The sequence below is a fragment of the Nostoc sp. 106C genome (assembly GCF_002154725.1).
Lineage (GTDB): Bacteria > Cyanobacteriota > Cyanobacteriia > Cyanobacteriales > Nostocaceae > Aulosira.
The window spans coordinates 1-16,565 of sequence record NZ_MTAW01000166.1 but is presented as its reverse complement, the minus strand read 5'-3'; the positions used below and the strand labels follow the sequence as shown (position 1 = coordinate 16,565).

Genomic DNA, 16,565 nt, shown 5'->3' with positions numbered 1-16,565 from the left:
TTTTTATATCTATAAATGCCATTTATAGAAACTATACAAGCCATGTTTTGATTAATAACTTAGGGGTTGTTACAGTTCGTATGTAATGAGCATCTATCGGGAATAATGCTATGAGAAATGAAATTAGATGTCTGCAACCCGAAGAGATAGAAATAACTTCTAGAACCAGAAATATCTTCACATCTGTCTACCAAGCATTGCATGTTTTTTGGCAAAAAGCGATTCAAACACTACTAGCACCTGACGAATTACAAGTTATACAAAAGGTTGATCGCCACGGTAATATCTATTGGCAAGCTTACGATCCTGTAACAGGAAAGTCCTTCTCTTCCGGTTCGGAAGTTGATGTATCTATGTGGATTGAGCAGCTTTACAGACACTAAAAATCAACATGACACAACTTACCTTAGTAATTGGTAATAAAAATTATTCATCTTGGTCATTACGTCCTTGGCTAGCTTTGAAGCAATTTGGGGTGCAATTTGATGAAATTCGCATTCCTCTTTACACTCCAGAAACAACATCAAAACTTCGGCAATATTCGCCTTCAGCAAAAGTACCAGTGCTGTTACACAATCATCAAACCATCTGGGATTCTTTAGCGATTTGCGAATACTTAGCTGAAGAATTCCCCCATCCGCATTGGTGGCCAAAAGATAAAATTGCCAGGGCATTAGCTCGTTCTATTAGTGCAGAAATGCACTCAGGATTTCAAAATCTCCGGCAGAATATGCCCATGAATTGCCGAGCTAAATTACCTGGGAAAGGTCTAACACTTGAAGTGCAAAAAGATATTGACCGCATTACAAACATTTGGCAAGAATTCCGTCAAAAATTTGCAGCAGAGGGCGATATGTTATTTGGCAAGTTTACAATTGCTGATGCCATGTTTGCCCCTGTGGTATTGCGGTTTGTCACTTACGATGTGCAATTAGATAGTATTTCTAGAAAATATGTGGAGACAATTTTAGAACTTCCTGCAATCCAAGACTGGATACAAGCAGCTAAAAATGAGACAGAAGTTCTTTCTCAATACGAGTTGTATAGCAATCCGATTTGATTCCTAAATCACTTTTAGAGACAGAAAACAGACAAATTATTCATCTGTGTTTATCGGTGTTTATCTGTGGTTGAATTCTCATTAAATCAAATTTCATCTTGAAAGAAATACCACCAACTCGGTTGATTGTCTCACTACCATCAACAACTTCCCAACCCAATCGTTGATATAAACGTAAAGCCGGATTTGAGCTTCTAATGCTCAGTGATACAAAAGGATAATAAGCTTTCGCTGCTGACAACAAGTGAGTGAGTAACTGTGTACCTATTGATTTCTATATTCGGGGAGAATAGCGTAGACGCGAAGCGGCTTGTCGTCAGACATCGCAAGTTCAGGCGTTTGGCTATCAACATAACCGTACCCACAATTTTCGCCTGTCAGTAACCTCAGCCATGCAGCACCTACTGGCTGATTACTACTTACCTGGCTAGCAAGGAAGCCCATATCATCCTTAGTTCCCCAGTTATTAACATATCTAGCTAATTCAGGATGATTCATCGCATCCTGTACCGTCAGATTCCCTTCTTCGGTCATGTGCGCCGCTTCATATAGCATTTGCCAGAGGAAAGGCTCATCTTTCTGCGTCAGTGGACGAATTGAATAATTCATATGTCAATATTTTGAAAACAGGTATCTATTCAGGCTGCTACGAGAAATATTTAAGAATAAAAAAATCGATATTCACAGCCATTTCCCTTTATTTGACCTACCTATCTCTTCAAGACAAAATATTCTAACTGCATGGTCTGTTGTAAATATAAGTTTTTCCTAATTTATTTAAAAACATCGCGATGTTATTGATGAACGCCACGATGTTATTGATAAACGCCGCGATGTTATTGATGAACGCCGCGATGTTATTGATGAACGTCGCAATGTTATTGATGAACGCCTCGATGTTAGTAACGAAATCTCCCCTTTGTCTCTCTTGCCCCTCCATATTCCCCTGATTCTTTCTCAATCCCCAGGTAAATTGCTCAGTGGAGTTGGTAAACCATCAATACTGACAAGATTTTTTTGCTGTTGATATTCTCTAACTCCCTCTTCGCCTTTTTTAGTTGCCCAATTTACTAAAGTCTGGCGCTGTCCTTGATATTCATAGAGTGGTACACCAAAGCCACATGAAGTTTGTACCCGTTCAATATCAGCTATGATAATTTGGCGAGATCCAGGCAAGGAAGGAAAAAGAGAGTCAACAGCTTTCCAATCTGGAGTACCTGGCAAAATCGTGTATCCTTGACCGTAGAGCCGTAAAATGCGGGCAGGTTCTTGAAAAGCACAAAATAGAAACGTAATTCGCCCATTTTCTTGCAGGTGAGCTGAAGTTTCGTTACCACTACCTGTTAGATCTAAGTAGCCTACGCGGTTGGAAGAAAGCACGCGAAAACTCTCCATTCCTTTGGGAGAAAGGTTAACGTGACCTGTAGGACTCAAAGGTGCGCTACCTACAAAAAAAAGGTGTTGGGCAGCAATAAATTCTTGTAGTTCCTCAGTGATACAGTCAAAAACTTTAGCCATAACCAAGTAAATTTAGAAATTTTCTATGTCCTCAGCCTATTTCTTAGCTAGGGATTAAGCAAGGGTTGACTTTTACTGTCATGCTGTTCAAGCTAAATTAATACCCACAAATTTGGCGATATCTACGATGAGCTACGCCTACGCGCTGTTGACTCATCACAATCATTGCATCCCCATTTCTCAGTTGTGAATGTCTTCAACTTTTTTGCCTCCTACGATACAACCTATCTATAGCGCAATTGCTCAACGAGCTGGAGTTGATTTATCTGTACTCCGCCTCGATTGTATGCATCCGTGGGTTAATGGCAATAAGTGGTTCAAGCTGAAGTACAACCTCTTGGAGGCTAAACAGAAAAATTGCACAACGTTGTTGACCTTTGGTGGTGCTTATTCTAACCATATCTTTGCCACCGCCGCAGCCGGAAATCTTTTCGGCTTCCGCACTATTGGCATGATTCGGGGAGAGGAGAGATTGCCACTGAACCCGACGCTAAGTTATGCCATGCAGCAAGGGATGCAGCTTTACTACCTCGACCGCCAGAAATACCGACAGCGACAAACCACAGCATTACAAGCAGAATTACAGCAGCGCTTCGGTGAGGTGTTTATCATTCCTGAAGGTGGCAGCAATCTCAACGGTGTGCGTGGCTGCATGGAAATAGTAAACACGGCAGCATTTGATACTGTATGCGTGGCTTGTGGTACAGGTACTACCTTAGCTGGAATTATACTGTCGCTGCAAAAAGGGCAGTGCGCCATCGGCTTTCCTGTTCTCAAAGATGGGGGATTCCTCGCGCCGGAAATAGATAGTTGGCTAAAGAATTACCTCGCCTCTGGTTTATCAATTGTTGATAAGGCAATCGCATCCTGGGAACTGATATGTGATTATCACATGGGTGGTTATGCCAAGGTGAACGAAGAACTATTAATGTTTAGCCAGCAATTCACCCAAGAACACGGCATCCCTTTAGATTATGTCTACACCGCCAAAATGTTTTATGGAGTGATGGATTTAATGAAGCAGGGATTCTTTCATCGAGGCGATCGCCTACTATTGATCCACACTGGCGGCTTACAGGGCAATCTCGGCATGGAAAAGCGGTTGCTTCAGTAATTGAACAGGGTAAGGGCATCTGTTCCCTGTTGCCCGTTCCCTGTTCCCTTTTAATCAATTTAACACTTCAACGATCGCTCTTAAACCGTTGCTATTGAGCGTGTTCATCATGCCTTCAGCATTAGAGCGATTGCTAAATACTCCCACTTGCATGAAGCTTCGACCCTGGGAGACTGTAGAAAAAGCACCAGGGGCAAGGTATCGGACTAACTCTTGATCCCTTTCGGTAGCTACTTCTACTAATACGCGGTAACGTACACCCATCGGGCTGATAGCACCATATTGTGGTGGATTGCTACTCATCGGAACCGCACCAGGGGGCAATGGACTGTTACCCATCGGAACTGCACCGGGGGGTAATGAGTCGGGATTCATTGGAGTTGTACCACGATAGGGCAGTGAACCGGCACCCATCGGAGCTACATTATTTGGCAATGAACCACCATCATTCCCACTGGGATAACCTTCTGGTACTGGTACTTTTCGCATATTTCGAGTATTGCCCATTGGGATATTGGAATTAGGAACGGGCAAAAGATTTGAGTTACCTACAGGAGGAGCTGCTTGTCGCTTTTGTGATGGCTGCTTCTTACCTCTACCTCTTGTAGCGTGTGGTTTGACTACAGAATTGCTCGGAGGCTGAGGTGGGGCAAACTCAATTGCATTGGTATTCACCTGTACGTAATTTAACTGTGGTGTATCAGGTGAATTACCAGGTACAGGAGGCATACTTGCCGTTGGGGGAGCTGGAGGATTTAGTGGTGTGTCTTTACCTACCAAGCTGCTGGGAACAGGAAAGCCGGGAACTGGAGAGTTGAGTGTAGGGGTAGATGGTGGTGGATCGAATTTGGGAACAACACGCGATGCATTGGCTGGTAGCAGTGGTAATAGTTGGGGATTCAATTTGCCAATTGTCAGATTATTACGAGGATTGCTGTTGTCGGCAGGTACGTTTAGCCTGTTGGGAGCTTCAGAAAGTTCCGGGGCTGAGAAGATGATTTCACCATTTGTAGGTACGTCTTGAGGCCCACCAGCCGCCGATTGCGCATTCCGAGCTATAACCGTTGTTGGAACTCTAATATCTACCTTACCAGCGATGCGATTGTTAATAAGACTGTTACCAACAGCAGCAATTACTTGTTTAGCAGCACTGGCGTTAATATCGTAGCGAGCATTATTGCGAAATTGATTACCACCTGGTTCGGAATCATTACCCAAATCTGGCATTGCTTGGGCGATCGCTACCATACCATCTTCTTTACTACCCTCGATGATGTTATTTCGCAAAACTGGGTGGGCGCTAGCTTGTACGATAATCCCAGATCTGTTGTTTTGAATTTGATTGTTTGAAATTGTGGGAGCAGCATTTTGCGCAATATTAATGCCATAGCCAGTTTCTTGAAAGAGATTTTCTCGAACTTGGGCTTGGGAATTACCAGCGATCGTGATCCCATTGGCTCCATTACGATAAAAGTTATTCTGGCTAATGGTTGGTGTGGCATTGCCAGTAACAAACACCCCATCTTGGGTATTGCCAGTAAATGTGTTTTGCGAAACTACTGGATTACTCGATTCAATGAACAAACCATAACCGCGAGGGTTGGGATTTGTTACTGTTACCCCAGTTAAACCTGCTTGGTTTGCCCCGACAATTGTGACGTTTTGACCACCGTAACTACGACTGAGGTATTCACCACCTCCTTGAATCGTAATCCCCTTACCTTGATTGCCAGCGTCCCCTTGAATAGAAATTCCTTGTCTGAGGATTAAGGGAAATACCTCTCCTGTTTCGGCACTGTAAGTTCCGGTCGCCAGCGTAATCACGCTATTGGGAGTAGCTTTTTGTAACGCTTGGGTAATGGTTTTCAAGGGAGTGCGTTCACCACCATTACCTTCTTTGTCTTCCCCAATAGCAGGATTGACAAACAGCACATTAACCTGAGAAAGTTGTTTTTCACCCACAGGCGGCACTTGCGCAATAGCGCTGCCAAAGCTTATCCCCAGTAAAGCAAAAGTAGCTAAACTTATACCAACGCTCAGAGATAATACTGAAGCACGTATAACTGTATTTAGTCCGAATTCTCGCTCAGAATATGGGCGATCGCCTTTAGCAACTACCGTTGCTGGGAGAATATCAGACCTACGATTTCTAGGAAACACAATAGGGGAAATCACCTTGACAGCACTCCTGTGAAAATAGAATAAATTTTTATACTCTGAAGTAATACTATGTCGATTATGTTACTCAACATCTGACGGATTGCCTATTGGGAATACACAGTCATGAGTTAAAAGACTGGTTTTACGAACTGAAATATGAAGTATTCTTAAACCCTGGTAGATCACACCCGTCTTTAATGGCTCAGACCTGGTAAATCCTCAAAGAGCCGAAAAATATAGCTCTGATGGCAGATGCTAACTGTTGCGTTCAAAGAACTAATTAGTTCAGAAAAATGTTAAATTCAGTAGATTCAACATTTTTAAACTATATTAACCATATTTGTGGTATGTGTCTTGCAAATATGGCAAAAGATTGAAGACAAAAAAGCTTGACGCTGATTAGACCTCTTGCATAAGTCGATTTTTTGAATATCGAACCACAGATAAACGCAGATGAACACAGATAAATATTGGTGTTTATCTGTGTACCCTACGGGAAGCCACTACTCTTCGAGAAGCCGCTTCGCGTCTACGTGTCTACATCTGTGGTTTTTTTGTTCTTATTCGGATTTTTGCAAGAAGTCTACTGTAGAGAAAATCTCTACCCTTTGGGAGACTAACAGCGTCCAAAAATAAAAACACAGATAACTGAATATCTGTGTTGATTAGTTAGGGGGATATTTAATTAGGTAGGAAGCTAATTGCTCTCTAGCTTACGTAATAGCTACAGACAATAAAAAGGTGAACCAGAAAGATTCACCTAAATGCTGCTCTTGCTTAAACCAGCTAAACTACGGGAACGGCCATTTTGAGCAAATCGCTTTTGCAGAACTTGTCGATAAACTTCTTCGTAACTGTCAGTCATCTTCTGAAGGCTAAAGCGATTTTCAACATGCTGCCGACAAGCGTGGCGGTCTAACTCTGTTACCTTGTTAATGGCACTGACAAAGTCTTCAGTATTTTCGCAGAGGAAGCCTGTTTTTCCGTGGTCAATTACTTCGACTGTAGATCCAAGTTTCATTGCAATCACTGGCGTACCTGCGGCCATTGATTCAACCATGACTAACCCAAATGGTTCTCGCCAAGTGATGGGGAATAAAGTTGCTACCGCACCTCCCATGAGGGCATTTTTTTGAGCATGGCCTGCTTCACCCAAGTACTCAATTTGTTTGCCGTCAATTAGCGGTTTGACTTCTTTTTCGTAATATTCTACATCAACGACATCTACCTTCCCGGCGATTTTTAAATGCCAACCAGCTTGTTTGGCAACAGCTATCGCTATATGTGTTCCTTTCTCTGGAGATATCCGGCCTAAAAATGCTAGGTAAGGCGGATCGTTTGGCTGGGCATGAAATTTATAACTGCTAACATCAATCCCGTTATATGCAGTTCCTACATAGTTCAGTCCTAATCTTGCTTCCCGTTGGGAATTAGAAATACTGATATAAGGTTGATGTTTAGCAAATTGAAACATCTTTTCGTTATCAGGGGTAAAAATACCGTGCAAGGTATGAACTGTGGGGGTTTTTACAAGATTCGCATAGGGCAGTGCTGCACAACCCATATGGGAATGAATAATATCAAACTTTTCTGCCTGCTCGTAAACTAAACCCAATTGCAACATCTCGTAGATGCCATACTCTTTGATATTAGGATCAAGTCTGAGGGCACGGGGGTGAACTGATTCTAGCTCTGCCAAACTGATAGAATCTCCCGATGCAAATAGTGTAACTTCATGTCCACGTCGCACCAGTTCATCGGTCAGCAACCCCACTACTAACTCTATACCTCCATAACCTGGAGGGGGCACTCTTTCCCATAGTGGGGCTATCTGAGCAATTCGCATCACAAACCTCCTGAAAAGTTAGTCTTGGCTAAGAGATTTATGCTTTGTGAGCTTCGTATTTAATGAATGATTACAAGCAATAAAACCTAAGCCCTAAGCTCTCTTTGAAAGCCAAGCAAATTATGAATTACTTTCTAATCCTACGCTTTCACTTCTCGCTTTATCTTCTATCTTTGTAGGGAAATTATCTTCTCCTTAAGAGAGAAAAATTATGTTATTTACTCAAACCGCACCACATCTCTATATTTAGAGTTTTCCACGAATGTTGCTGAAATTGATTAATTCAGCACTAGGTTAATGGTTTCTAAGGGTTATCAAGTATTTGCGCTTATTACCTTTTTGAGAAGACGTGAATCGCTAATTTCTAGCAGTTGCGGTTGTCATTACCGATCAGTGAAAAGGCTATCAATTGCTAGGCGCGATCGCTTCTGAGCTAGATAGTATTGACTTTTAAGGGTAAGGATAATATAATCATTGGCTGATTAAAATTATTTAAAAAATAAATAACATGAATATTTCTCCATCCTCAAAAAAACCGCGTGTCGTATGGCAGGCGGTTTTATCAGTAATTATATTTATCTTTATGTATTTGCCTATATTAGTACTTGCATTTTACAGCTTTAACAAGTCGCCTTACAGTGCAACTTGGCAAGGATTCACCCTCGATTGGTATCGCCAATTGTTCAATGATGAGCGCATTGTATCGGCTTTGCAGAATAGTTTAATAGTTGCCTTTAGTGCAGTGATTATTTCAGCCGTGCTAGGAACATTAATGGCTGTGGGTTTAGCACGTTATCAGTTTCCACTTAAGAAATTGTATCGCGGCATTTCTTATTTACCGTTGATTATCCCTGATATTGCGATCGCCGTAGCTACCCTAGTTTTTTTAGCAGCATTTGCAATTCCCTTGAGTTTGTGGACAATTATCGCGGCTCATGTAGTATTCTGTCTCGCCTACGTCGGACTTGTGGTTGCTTCCCGACTCTCGCACTTAAATCCCCATTTAGAGGAAGCTGCTTTAGATTTAGGAGCAACACCAGTACAGGCTTTCATCAAAGTATTATTACCACAGTTAATGCCTGGTATTGTCGCTGGCTGTCTGCTAGCCTTTGTCCTGAGTTTAGATGACTTTTTGATCGCTAGTTTCACCGCAGGTAGTGGTTCTAACACCCTACCAATGGAAATTTTTAGTCGCATTAGAACTGGAGTTAAACCTGATATTAATGCTCTCAGCGTTATCTTAATTTTAGCATCTGCAATGGTCGCTTTTGTAGCAGAATTAATTCGCGCTTACGGAGATGAAATTTAAATTTGTTAGTTAATTGAAAAGCAAACGTATTCCCGAAGCGGAACTGAATTTTGCCATATCAATTAATAGACTTTAAAAGTAGCTGTATTTACAAATACAACTATCATCCCCTTGACAAATCTAGTAAATTACCATTATTATTCTTTCTGTAATGTAAATCATTGCTTTCATATATACTCATATTTAAAAAGTTACAAACAGAGATCAAAAAAATAAATAAAATGGCTCCATCAGTATTTACTTATCTAAGTATCTACTCAGATTAAGTCTGTCCATATTTATTTGTCTATAGATCTGTTTTCACTTCGATAATATTGGGGCTAACTTTGGACAAGATGCTACTTCCTCTTCATTATGCAAATCTGCCAAAATCCCAATTGCTCAAATCCATTCAATCATGACGGCAATAGATTTTGCATAAGTTGTGGACAAAGCAACTTTGGCAAACTACTCAGAAACCGCTACCGTGTGTTAAGGCTATTAGGTGAAGGTGGTTTCAGTAGAACTTATGCAGCAGAGGATGTAGATAGATTAGATGCTCCCTGTGTAATCAAGCAATTTTTTCCCCAAGTTCAAGGAACCGGACAACGTACTAAAGCAGCAGAATTCTTTAAAGAAGAAGCATTTCGCTTGTATGAATTGGGAGAAAATCATACCCAAATTCCTCGCTTACTAGCTTACTTTGAACAAGGTTCAAGCTTATATCTTGTCCAAGAATTTATTCAAGGAAAAACACTTTTACAAGAAGTTCAAGAACAATCCTTTACTGAACAAGAAATTCGCCAACTTTTAGCTGATTTATTGCCAGTTCTTGATTTCATTCACTCGCGTAATGTTATTCATCGGGATATCAAACCTGAAAATATTATCCGCCGCGATAGTGATGGTAAACCCGTATTAATTGATTTTGGTGGTGCTAAACAGGTAACCCAAACTAGTTTAGCTAGACAAGCTACGGTAATTTACACAATTGGTTATGCTCCCACAGAACAAATGGCTGGGTTTGCTTGCCATGCTAGTGATTTATATGCTTTGGGTGTAACTTGCGTACGTCTTTTAACTCAATGTTTGCCCTTACAAAATACTGATGGACAGATTTATGACAATCTTTATGATGCCATGAATGCTAAGTGGTTATGGCCGGAGCGTTTGCACGAACATGGCATTATTATTAGTGATGGTTTAGGGAAGATTCTAGATAAATTACTCCAACATTTACCAAAAGATAGATATCAATCCGCAGCCGAAGTTCTGAATGACTTGAAGTCTACAACCACATCTGAACTAGAAGCGGAGATTTTGGCAATATCTCAACGGATATTACTGCCTATATCACCACCAACAAGACCACAAAAAGCCATAAAACCCCTACCCTCTTTACAAAGCTTTGAATTTGACGTAGTAACAGTAGATACAGCTGGTAGAGAAGTAAACCGCGATCGCCTTTATAGCAAATATTTTACAGAAGAATTGAGTAAAGCGATCGCCCTAGAAATGGTATCGATTCCTGGCGGTACTTTCCTGATGGGTTCCCCAAAATTTGAAGGTGATGCAGACGAACGTCCCCAACACAAAGTTACAGTCGCACCTTTTTTTATGGGGAAATTTCCTGTAACTCAAGCACAGTGGAAAGCCGTAGCCACTTTACCTAAAGTCAAACAACCTTTAAATCCCAACCCATCCAAAAACAAAGGACCAAATCGACCAGTAGAGAATGTATCCTGGCATGAAGCTGTAGAATTTTGTCTCAGGCTAGCCGAAAAAACTGGACGTGACTATCGTTTACCCAGCGAAGCGGAATGGGAATATGCTTGTCGTGCTGGAACGAAGACATCCTTTCACTTTGGCGAAACTATTACTCCTGAGTTAGTCAGCTGTAGTGGTAGTGATAGTAAATCCCGTAAAGAAACTGCCAATGTTGGCAGTTTTGAAATAGCGAACGCCTTTGGGTTGTACGATATGCACGGGTTAGTTTGGGAATGGTGCGCTGATCCTTGGCACAACAATTATGATGGCGCACCCGCCGATGCAAGTGTTTGGGAAGATGGTGGTGATATGCATCGCCGGGTGTTGCGTGGCGGTTCTTGGAGTTTTGGTGCAGAACTTTGTCGCAGCGCCAGCCGTAGTTGGAACGAATCAGATGGTGGGTTGAGGATTTGTGGATTTCGGGTGGTATTTTCTGCTGAAGGGAAGCTGTAAAATCAACGTTTGCGACTTTCAAACTAGCGTTTGTAACTTTCAAACTAGCATTTGTGACTTTCAAACTAGCATTTGTAACTTTCAAACTAGCATTTGTGACTTTCAAACTAGCTATTGTGACTTTCAAACTAGCTATTGTGACTTTCAAACTAGCTATTGTAACTTTCAAACTAGCTATTGTGACTTTCAAACTAACTTTTGCATCATTATCAATAACTGCGGGGAATTCTTAGGCTTAACTTTGGGAACCATAAACCAGAAGCGCTAAATCATCCCAAGTTATGCAAATCTGCCAAAATCTTAATTGCTCAAATCCCTTCAACCCTGATAGCAACAGGTTTTGCATAAGTTGTGGACAAAGCAGCTTTGGTAAGCTTCTGGGGAACCGCTACCGTGTTTTGAAAATCTTAGGCGAAGGTGGGTTTGGCAAAACCTATACAGCAGAAGACACAGGTAGATTTGATGATGTTTGCGTCATCAAGCAATTCTTTCCTCAAGTCTCCGGAACAGCCGCATTAAGTAAAGCAGCAGAATTATTCAAGCAAGAAGCAAAACGTCTTTATGAACTGGGAGAAAATCACAGCCAAATTCCCAGATTGTTAGCTTACTTTGAACAAGGCTCAAGCTTGTATCTGGTACAGGAATTTATTCAAGGACAGACTTTATTAACAGAACTTCAGCAACAAGCCTTTAGCGAGGAAAAAATTCGGCAACTTTTAGCTGACTTATTGCCAGTTCTGCAATTCATTTACGATCGCAACGTCATCCATCGAGATATTAAACCAGAAAATATCATGCGCCGTCAAAAAGATGGCAAACTTGTTCTAATTGATTTTGGTGGAGCGAAACAAGTAACCCAAACTAGTTTAGCCAGACAAGCCACAGGAATTTATACTATCGGTTACGCTCCGAGTGAGCAAATGAATGGATTTGCTTCCCCAGCAAGTGATTTATATGCTTTGGGTGCGACTTGTGTGCGGCTGTTAACTCAATGCTTGGCTTTACCAGATGCCAATGGTAATCTTTGCGATCGCTTGTATGATGCTTATAATGCTCAATGGCTGTGGCGAGAAAGGTTACAAGATAAAGGTGTTACTCTTAGCAACGAATTAGGGCAAGTTCTCGATAAGTTGCTAAAACATCTAGCTAGGGAAAGATATCAATCAGCCGCAGAAGTTTTGCAAGACTTGAATTCTACCAAAACAATTCAAGCGATTCCACAACCTCAATGCATTCCTGTTCAATCCAGTCAACCCAGTAATACTTCATCTCTAAAAACTTTTGAATTTGATGTAGTAACAGTAGACGCAAGAGGTAAACAAATTAGCCGTAACCGTCGTAGTGCAAACTTCTTTGAAGAAGACTTGGGAAATGGAGTAATTCTAGAAATGGTATCCATTCCTGGCGGTACATTTATGATGGGTTCACCGCAAGGAGAAGGAGACAATCGTGAAAAACCGCAGCATGAAGTTAAGGTTCCTGGGTTCTTCATGGGTAAATATGAAGTCACCCAAACGCAGTATCAAGCAATAATGGGTAGTAATCCCTCCAAATTCAAAGATGAGAAACGTCCTGTAGAACAGGTGAGTTGGAGTGATGCTGTAGAATTCTGCCAAAAGTTAAGCCAGAAAACAGGACGCACCTATCGGCTACCTAGTGAAGCAGAATGGGAATATGCTTGTCGTGCTGGAACTACTACACCCTTTTATTTTGGTGAAACTATTACCAGTGATTTAGTCAACTACGACGGAAATTATGCATACGCTTCTGGGACAAAAGGTCAATATCGCCAGCAAACAACACCAGTAGGTAGTTTTCCGCCCAACGCTTTTGGTTTATACGATATGCACAGTAATGTATGGGAATGGTGTCAAGATAATTATTATCAAAATTACCAAGGCGCACCTACTGATGGTAGTTTTTGGTTAACTAGCGGAGATAAGACATCTCATCTGCTACGTGGTGGTTCTTGGTATCACGTTCCAGGATACTGTCGCAGTGCGAATCGCAGCAGCGTCGGAGCAGTTATCCGTAACCTCTACATTGGATTTCGTGTTGTCGTTAGCGCGTGAGGAATTCGTTTTAAACTTTCTGCCTATAATTTTAGAAACTTTGAAAATTGCTGAGTTATTCATTTGATAAATTGGCATTTTAACTGTTAGTTCAGCATCCTAAGTCATGAAAAACCTCAATTGTTATGACTCAAGTCTTACCAAAAATAGTCACCTTTGATGAATTTATCGCCTGGTATCCAGAAAATGCTGGGGTACGCTACGAACTCCACAATGGGGAAATTGTCGAAATGTCACAGCCTACAGGAAAACATGAAAGAGTAAAAGGATTTTTAGTAAGAAAGCTATCTGTGGAATTTGAGAGATTAAATCTCCCCTACTTTATCCCCAATCAAGCAATCGTCAAACCACCCGAAAGAGAATCAGGTTATTTCCCAGACGTATTGATATTAAATGATGCGGCTTTAGCTGACGAACCTTTTTGGGAAAAATCTTCTACTATTATTAATGGCGCATCAATTCCTTTAGTAATTGAAGTTGTCAGTACTAACTGGCGCGATGACTACTATCTGAAACTTGCCGATTATGAAGCGATGGGCATTCCTGAATATTGGATTGCTGACTATGCAGCATTAGGCGCTAAGAAGTTTATCGGTAATCCCAAACAACCGACGATTTCAGTTTATCAACTCATTGAAGATGAATATCAAGTTAGTCAGTTTCGGGGTACTGACCGGATAATATCACCAACATTGCCAGAGTTTAATTTGACTGCCGAACAGGTATTTGACCCAGTACCACACACATAGAGTATGGAATATTTTTTGTAGGGTAGTTCTTAACAATGACACAACATTTCAGGGGAAAAATGTAATTGACTGCTGATCCTAAATTTGCTATACTAAAATCGATAAGGAAGATATATGCTAAATATGCTTATACTGAAACAAAAAACCGCTTGCCGTTAAGCAAGCGGTTTTTATGCTACTGTAGCAGCTTGATTTGATTAAACAAGCTTCAAATCGGGATACTCAGCTAACAAATCATCAGAAGTAAGAGTATCACCTTCAGCTTGAGGAGTCCAAAGCACCTCTATTGCTAAGGTTTGCTCGCTAGGAATGCCACCAATTTGACGCAAAGCTTGACGCAAATCATCAGCACTGTTAATTTCAGGAATTGCATACTTGCCTAGAGTTGCCACCAGCAAGGTAACAATAATATACTCTCCAGGACCAGAGGTAATGAGGTCTGTAGGATTTTCAGGATTTCCAGCACCAGGTAGAGCTTCTTTCGCCAGTGCTGCTCTAAGTTGGTTGTTGACGTTAGATAGCGTTTCTTCGCTAAATTTGCTGCGTTCTGCTAGTGAGAGACGGTTGAATTGAGCCTCAGCAGAATTTAACTTAGCTTGTTGTGTACCACCACCAACATATACCCAGTACTCTGGATGGCGGAGCAAAGCTAGGCTAGTTTCTTGCAGAATTTCTGCTCTCCCCTCTGGGGAGTTGGTATCAGCAGTTTCGGCAATGCGGTCGAGTTCGGTTTGCAAGCCACGAGCTTGAGCTAATAAACCTACTTGCAAACGAGTTACAGACACAGAAGGGTTGCTGCTGTAGCCTTCTTCGGTTGTAGTGTCACCACTGGTAACGCGGCGGAAGGTTTGGAGTAAGAAATTAGCGATCGCAAGAAAAATTAAGATGGTAAACAACCCGCCAAATCCCCCACCAATACCCCAAAAGGGAATCAGGAAAGGAAATCCAAAACCACCACCAGGATAAGGAGCATAATATCCTCCCCCGCCAGGAGGCGCATAGGTACGAGGTGTGTAAGTGCGGCTGGAAGGCGCTCTAAAGGAACCACCGCCGATTCTACCACCACTACGGGCAGCTAATGCTCCATCGGCGTGACCAAGTGCCAAAGCTAACACCAGGCTCAGGATAAAGAAAGTTTTTAACAGCGGTTTGATCGCTAGTTGTAGTTTTTTACGCATAATACAGTCGCTTGAAAAACGGTATTGGTGATGATTTCTCCCAACGCTGCTAGGAGAGTTGTGCTTGGTCGGTAACGCCAGCCCGTAGCAAGCAAGCGAGTTTTGATTGGCAGTAGCTCTCGTAACATTAGTCTTCGTCGGCTACATATTCAATGTACCGCGTCTTATATTGCCTAGGCAGCAAGCTTAGGGGGGATTTCTTGAGTAGATAACCGTACCTTAGATCTTTTCTCTATTGTGGGAATTTTGGGATCAATTAATCATTACCCTGTTTACCATTCCCCATAGGAGTTGTCCCAGTGCTCATCTTGTGTCTGGAGAGAGAGTTATGCTTCAAACCTTAGAAGGAAAAAGGATTTTATAGTTTTTGTACAGATGCGACAAACACTAATTTATACCGTTTCTCTATGAAGGTGAGCTTTGTTTGTGTAGCTCTAGGCTTCCAGTCAGAAAGCGAATATAGTGCTTTATTTGAAATAAAACGCAATTATACTTATCATTTAAGTAATTTCTGGTAATGATTTCGCACTTTTAAAATTCGTAATCTTAATTACAGTAATTTATGGAACTCATTACAAAAATTGATTTAGCGACCAAGTAATAGTGGTTTACTTTTGCATATCAGTTAACTACCATAATTAGTTGGGGGTATTTTGTTAACTGCATTTTAGCCTATGGGTAAGTAGGCAGGTGGTATTAAACCAAGCCACATTCTCCTTTGCCCATGCCAAAGCAGCTATATTTATTTAGGCTCATTTACTTATCTAACTGGAGGTCCGTAGGCTTAATACTTAAAATCTGCTTGATCTGAGACTCAAAACAAACCAGAGTCTTTTTGGCATTTTGGCAGAATTTTGAGTTTTTTTCAGGATAATCTATTTATAGAAACTAAATTAAGCAATTACCACAATAGTCTATGAACAATTGATTTAGCTGGCAGTACCGATCTTCAATGCTTGTTAATCAGATAGACAAATCTTATGTGGTGAGGAATTTAAATTAAAAAAATCAACAACATTAAAAACAAAATATTTCCAACTACTGTTATAAAATACTGCTGAAATTTGTATTATCCAATCGCTGAAACAAGGATATAGAATTATGTTTCTACAGCCTATGTATCATAAAGTGATAATTATTTATTACCAATATCCTTGCCATTCCTGAGATAAATACTAATAGTAAAAAATAATGTATATTCCTGGTTTTTGCAAGGTAGATATTAGTGAAGATGATAAAACAGGCGAAAATTAGATAAGTAAGTGGGCAGGAAAATTCCTAAATATGTAACGAAAAGTTAAACAGAGCAATTGCAGTTAAATTTAATACGTTGGGTACTATAGTTTCCTCTTTCCCCCCT

Annotated in this window: 14 protein-coding genes; 7 read left to right on the top strand and 7 right to left on the bottom strand. The window is 41.0% G+C overall.

Annotated features, from left to right (window positions below):
• Window positions 1-110 precede the first annotated feature (110 nt).
• Both BV375_RS25025 and BV375_RS25020 read left to right on the top strand, forming a co-directional pair.
• Entirely contained in the window at window positions 111-383 is a 273-nt protein-coding gene (locus BV375_RS25025) for a hypothetical protein (RefSeq protein WP_166507526.1), read from the top strand.
• Between the two features lie 8 nt (window positions 384-391).
• Window positions 392-1,060, top strand: coding sequence for a glutathione S-transferase family protein (locus BV375_RS25020; protein WP_086765527.1), 669 nt, complete (start codon window positions 392-394; stop codon window positions 1,058-1,060).
• Window positions 1,061-1,100: 40 nt separating this feature from the next.
• On the opposite strand, the gene BV375_RS38345 is transcribed toward BV375_RS25020, so the two are convergent.
• From BV375_RS38345 to BV375_RS25005, 3 genes are all read right to left on the bottom strand, one after another.
• The gene (locus BV375_RS38345; protein ID WP_243714042.1) at window positions 1,101-1,304 is read right to left on the bottom strand and encodes a GNAT family N-acetyltransferase; all 204 of its coding nucleotides are present in this window, start codon (window positions 1,302-1,304) and stop codon (window positions 1,101-1,103) included.
• Between the two features lie 20 nt (window positions 1,305-1,324).
• Window positions 1,325-1,669 carry a hypothetical protein gene (locus tag BV375_RS38340; protein WP_243714041.1) on the bottom strand — a complete coding sequence of 115 codons (345 nt, stop codon included), beginning with the start codon at window positions 1,667-1,669 and terminating at the stop codon, window positions 1,325-1,327.
• A 348-nt stretch (window positions 1,670-2,017) separates the two neighbouring features.
• The gene (locus BV375_RS25005; RefSeq protein WP_086765523.1) at window positions 2,018-2,578 is read right to left on the bottom strand and encodes a pyridoxamine 5'-phosphate oxidase family protein; all 561 of its coding nucleotides are present in this window, start codon (window positions 2,576-2,578) and stop codon (window positions 2,018-2,020) included.
• 190 nt (window positions 2,579-2,768) lie between these two features.
• On the opposite strand from BV375_RS25005, the gene BV375_RS25000 reads away from it, so the two are divergent.
• On the top strand, window positions 2,769-3,692 hold the full coding sequence (locus tag BV375_RS25000) for a pyridoxal-phosphate dependent enzyme (protein ID WP_086765521.1): 924 nt from the start codon (window positions 2,769-2,771) through the stop codon (window positions 3,690-3,692).
• Window positions 3,693-3,746: 54 nt separating this feature from the next.
• Here BV375_RS25000 and BV375_RS24995 read toward each other — a convergent pair whose 3' ends face one another.
• On the bottom strand, window positions 3,747-5,867 hold the full coding sequence (locus BV375_RS24995) for a DUF1565 domain-containing protein (protein ID WP_086765519.1): 2,121 nt from the start codon (window positions 5,865-5,867) through the stop codon (window positions 3,747-3,749).
• 745 nt (window positions 5,868-6,612) lie between these two features.
• Window positions 6,613-7,698: a glycosyltransferase family 4 protein gene (locus BV375_RS24990; protein ID WP_086765517.1), complete on the bottom strand. Its 1,086-nt coding sequence runs from the start codon at window positions 7,696-7,698 to the stop codon at window positions 6,613-6,615.
• Between the two features lie 508 nt (window positions 7,699-8,206).
• Between BV375_RS24990 and BV375_RS24985 the strand changes: the two genes are divergently transcribed.
• The 4 genes from BV375_RS24985 to BV375_RS24965 all read left to right on the top strand — a co-directional run bounded on the left by BV375_RS24985 (window position 8,207) and on the right by BV375_RS24965 (window position 14,027).
• A complete protein-coding gene (locus BV375_RS24985) occupies window positions 8,207-9,007 on the top strand; it encodes an ABC transporter permease (protein WP_086765515.1) in 801 nt (266 codons plus the stop codon).
• Between the two features lie 354 nt (window positions 9,008-9,361).
• On the top strand, window positions 9,362-11,206 hold the full coding sequence (locus tag BV375_RS24980) for a bifunctional serine/threonine-protein kinase/formylglycine-generating enzyme family protein (RefSeq protein ID WP_086765513.1): 1,845 nt from the start codon (window positions 9,362-9,364) through the stop codon (window positions 11,204-11,206).
• A 281-nt stretch (window positions 11,207-11,487) separates the two neighbouring features.
• On the top strand, window positions 11,488-13,278 hold the full coding sequence (locus BV375_RS24970) for a bifunctional serine/threonine-protein kinase/formylglycine-generating enzyme family protein (protein WP_086765509.1): 1,791 nt from the start codon (window positions 11,488-11,490) through the stop codon (window positions 13,276-13,278).
• Between the two features lie 125 nt (window positions 13,279-13,403).
• The gene (locus tag BV375_RS24965) at window positions 13,404-14,027 is read left to right on the top strand and encodes a Uma2 family endonuclease (protein WP_086765507.1); all 624 of its coding nucleotides are present in this window, start codon (window positions 13,404-13,406) and stop codon (window positions 14,025-14,027) included.
• Window positions 14,028-14,224: 197 nt separating this feature from the next.
• On the opposite strand, the gene BV375_RS24960 is transcribed toward BV375_RS24965, so the two are convergent.
• Both BV375_RS24960 and BV375_RS37160 read right to left on the bottom strand, forming a co-directional pair.
• The gene (locus tag BV375_RS24960; RefSeq protein WP_086765506.1) at window positions 14,225-15,205 is read right to left on the bottom strand and encodes a DUF1517 domain-containing protein; all 981 of its coding nucleotides are present in this window, start codon (window positions 15,203-15,205) and stop codon (window positions 14,225-14,227) included.
• Window positions 15,184-15,333, bottom strand: a complete 150-nt coding sequence (locus BV375_RS37160; protein WP_166507525.1) for a hypothetical protein — start codon at window positions 15,331-15,333, stop codon at window positions 15,184-15,186. The genes BV375_RS24960 and BV375_RS37160 overlap by 22 nt, the downstream gene beginning before the upstream one ends.
• Window positions 15,334-16,565 lie beyond the last annotated feature (1,232 nt).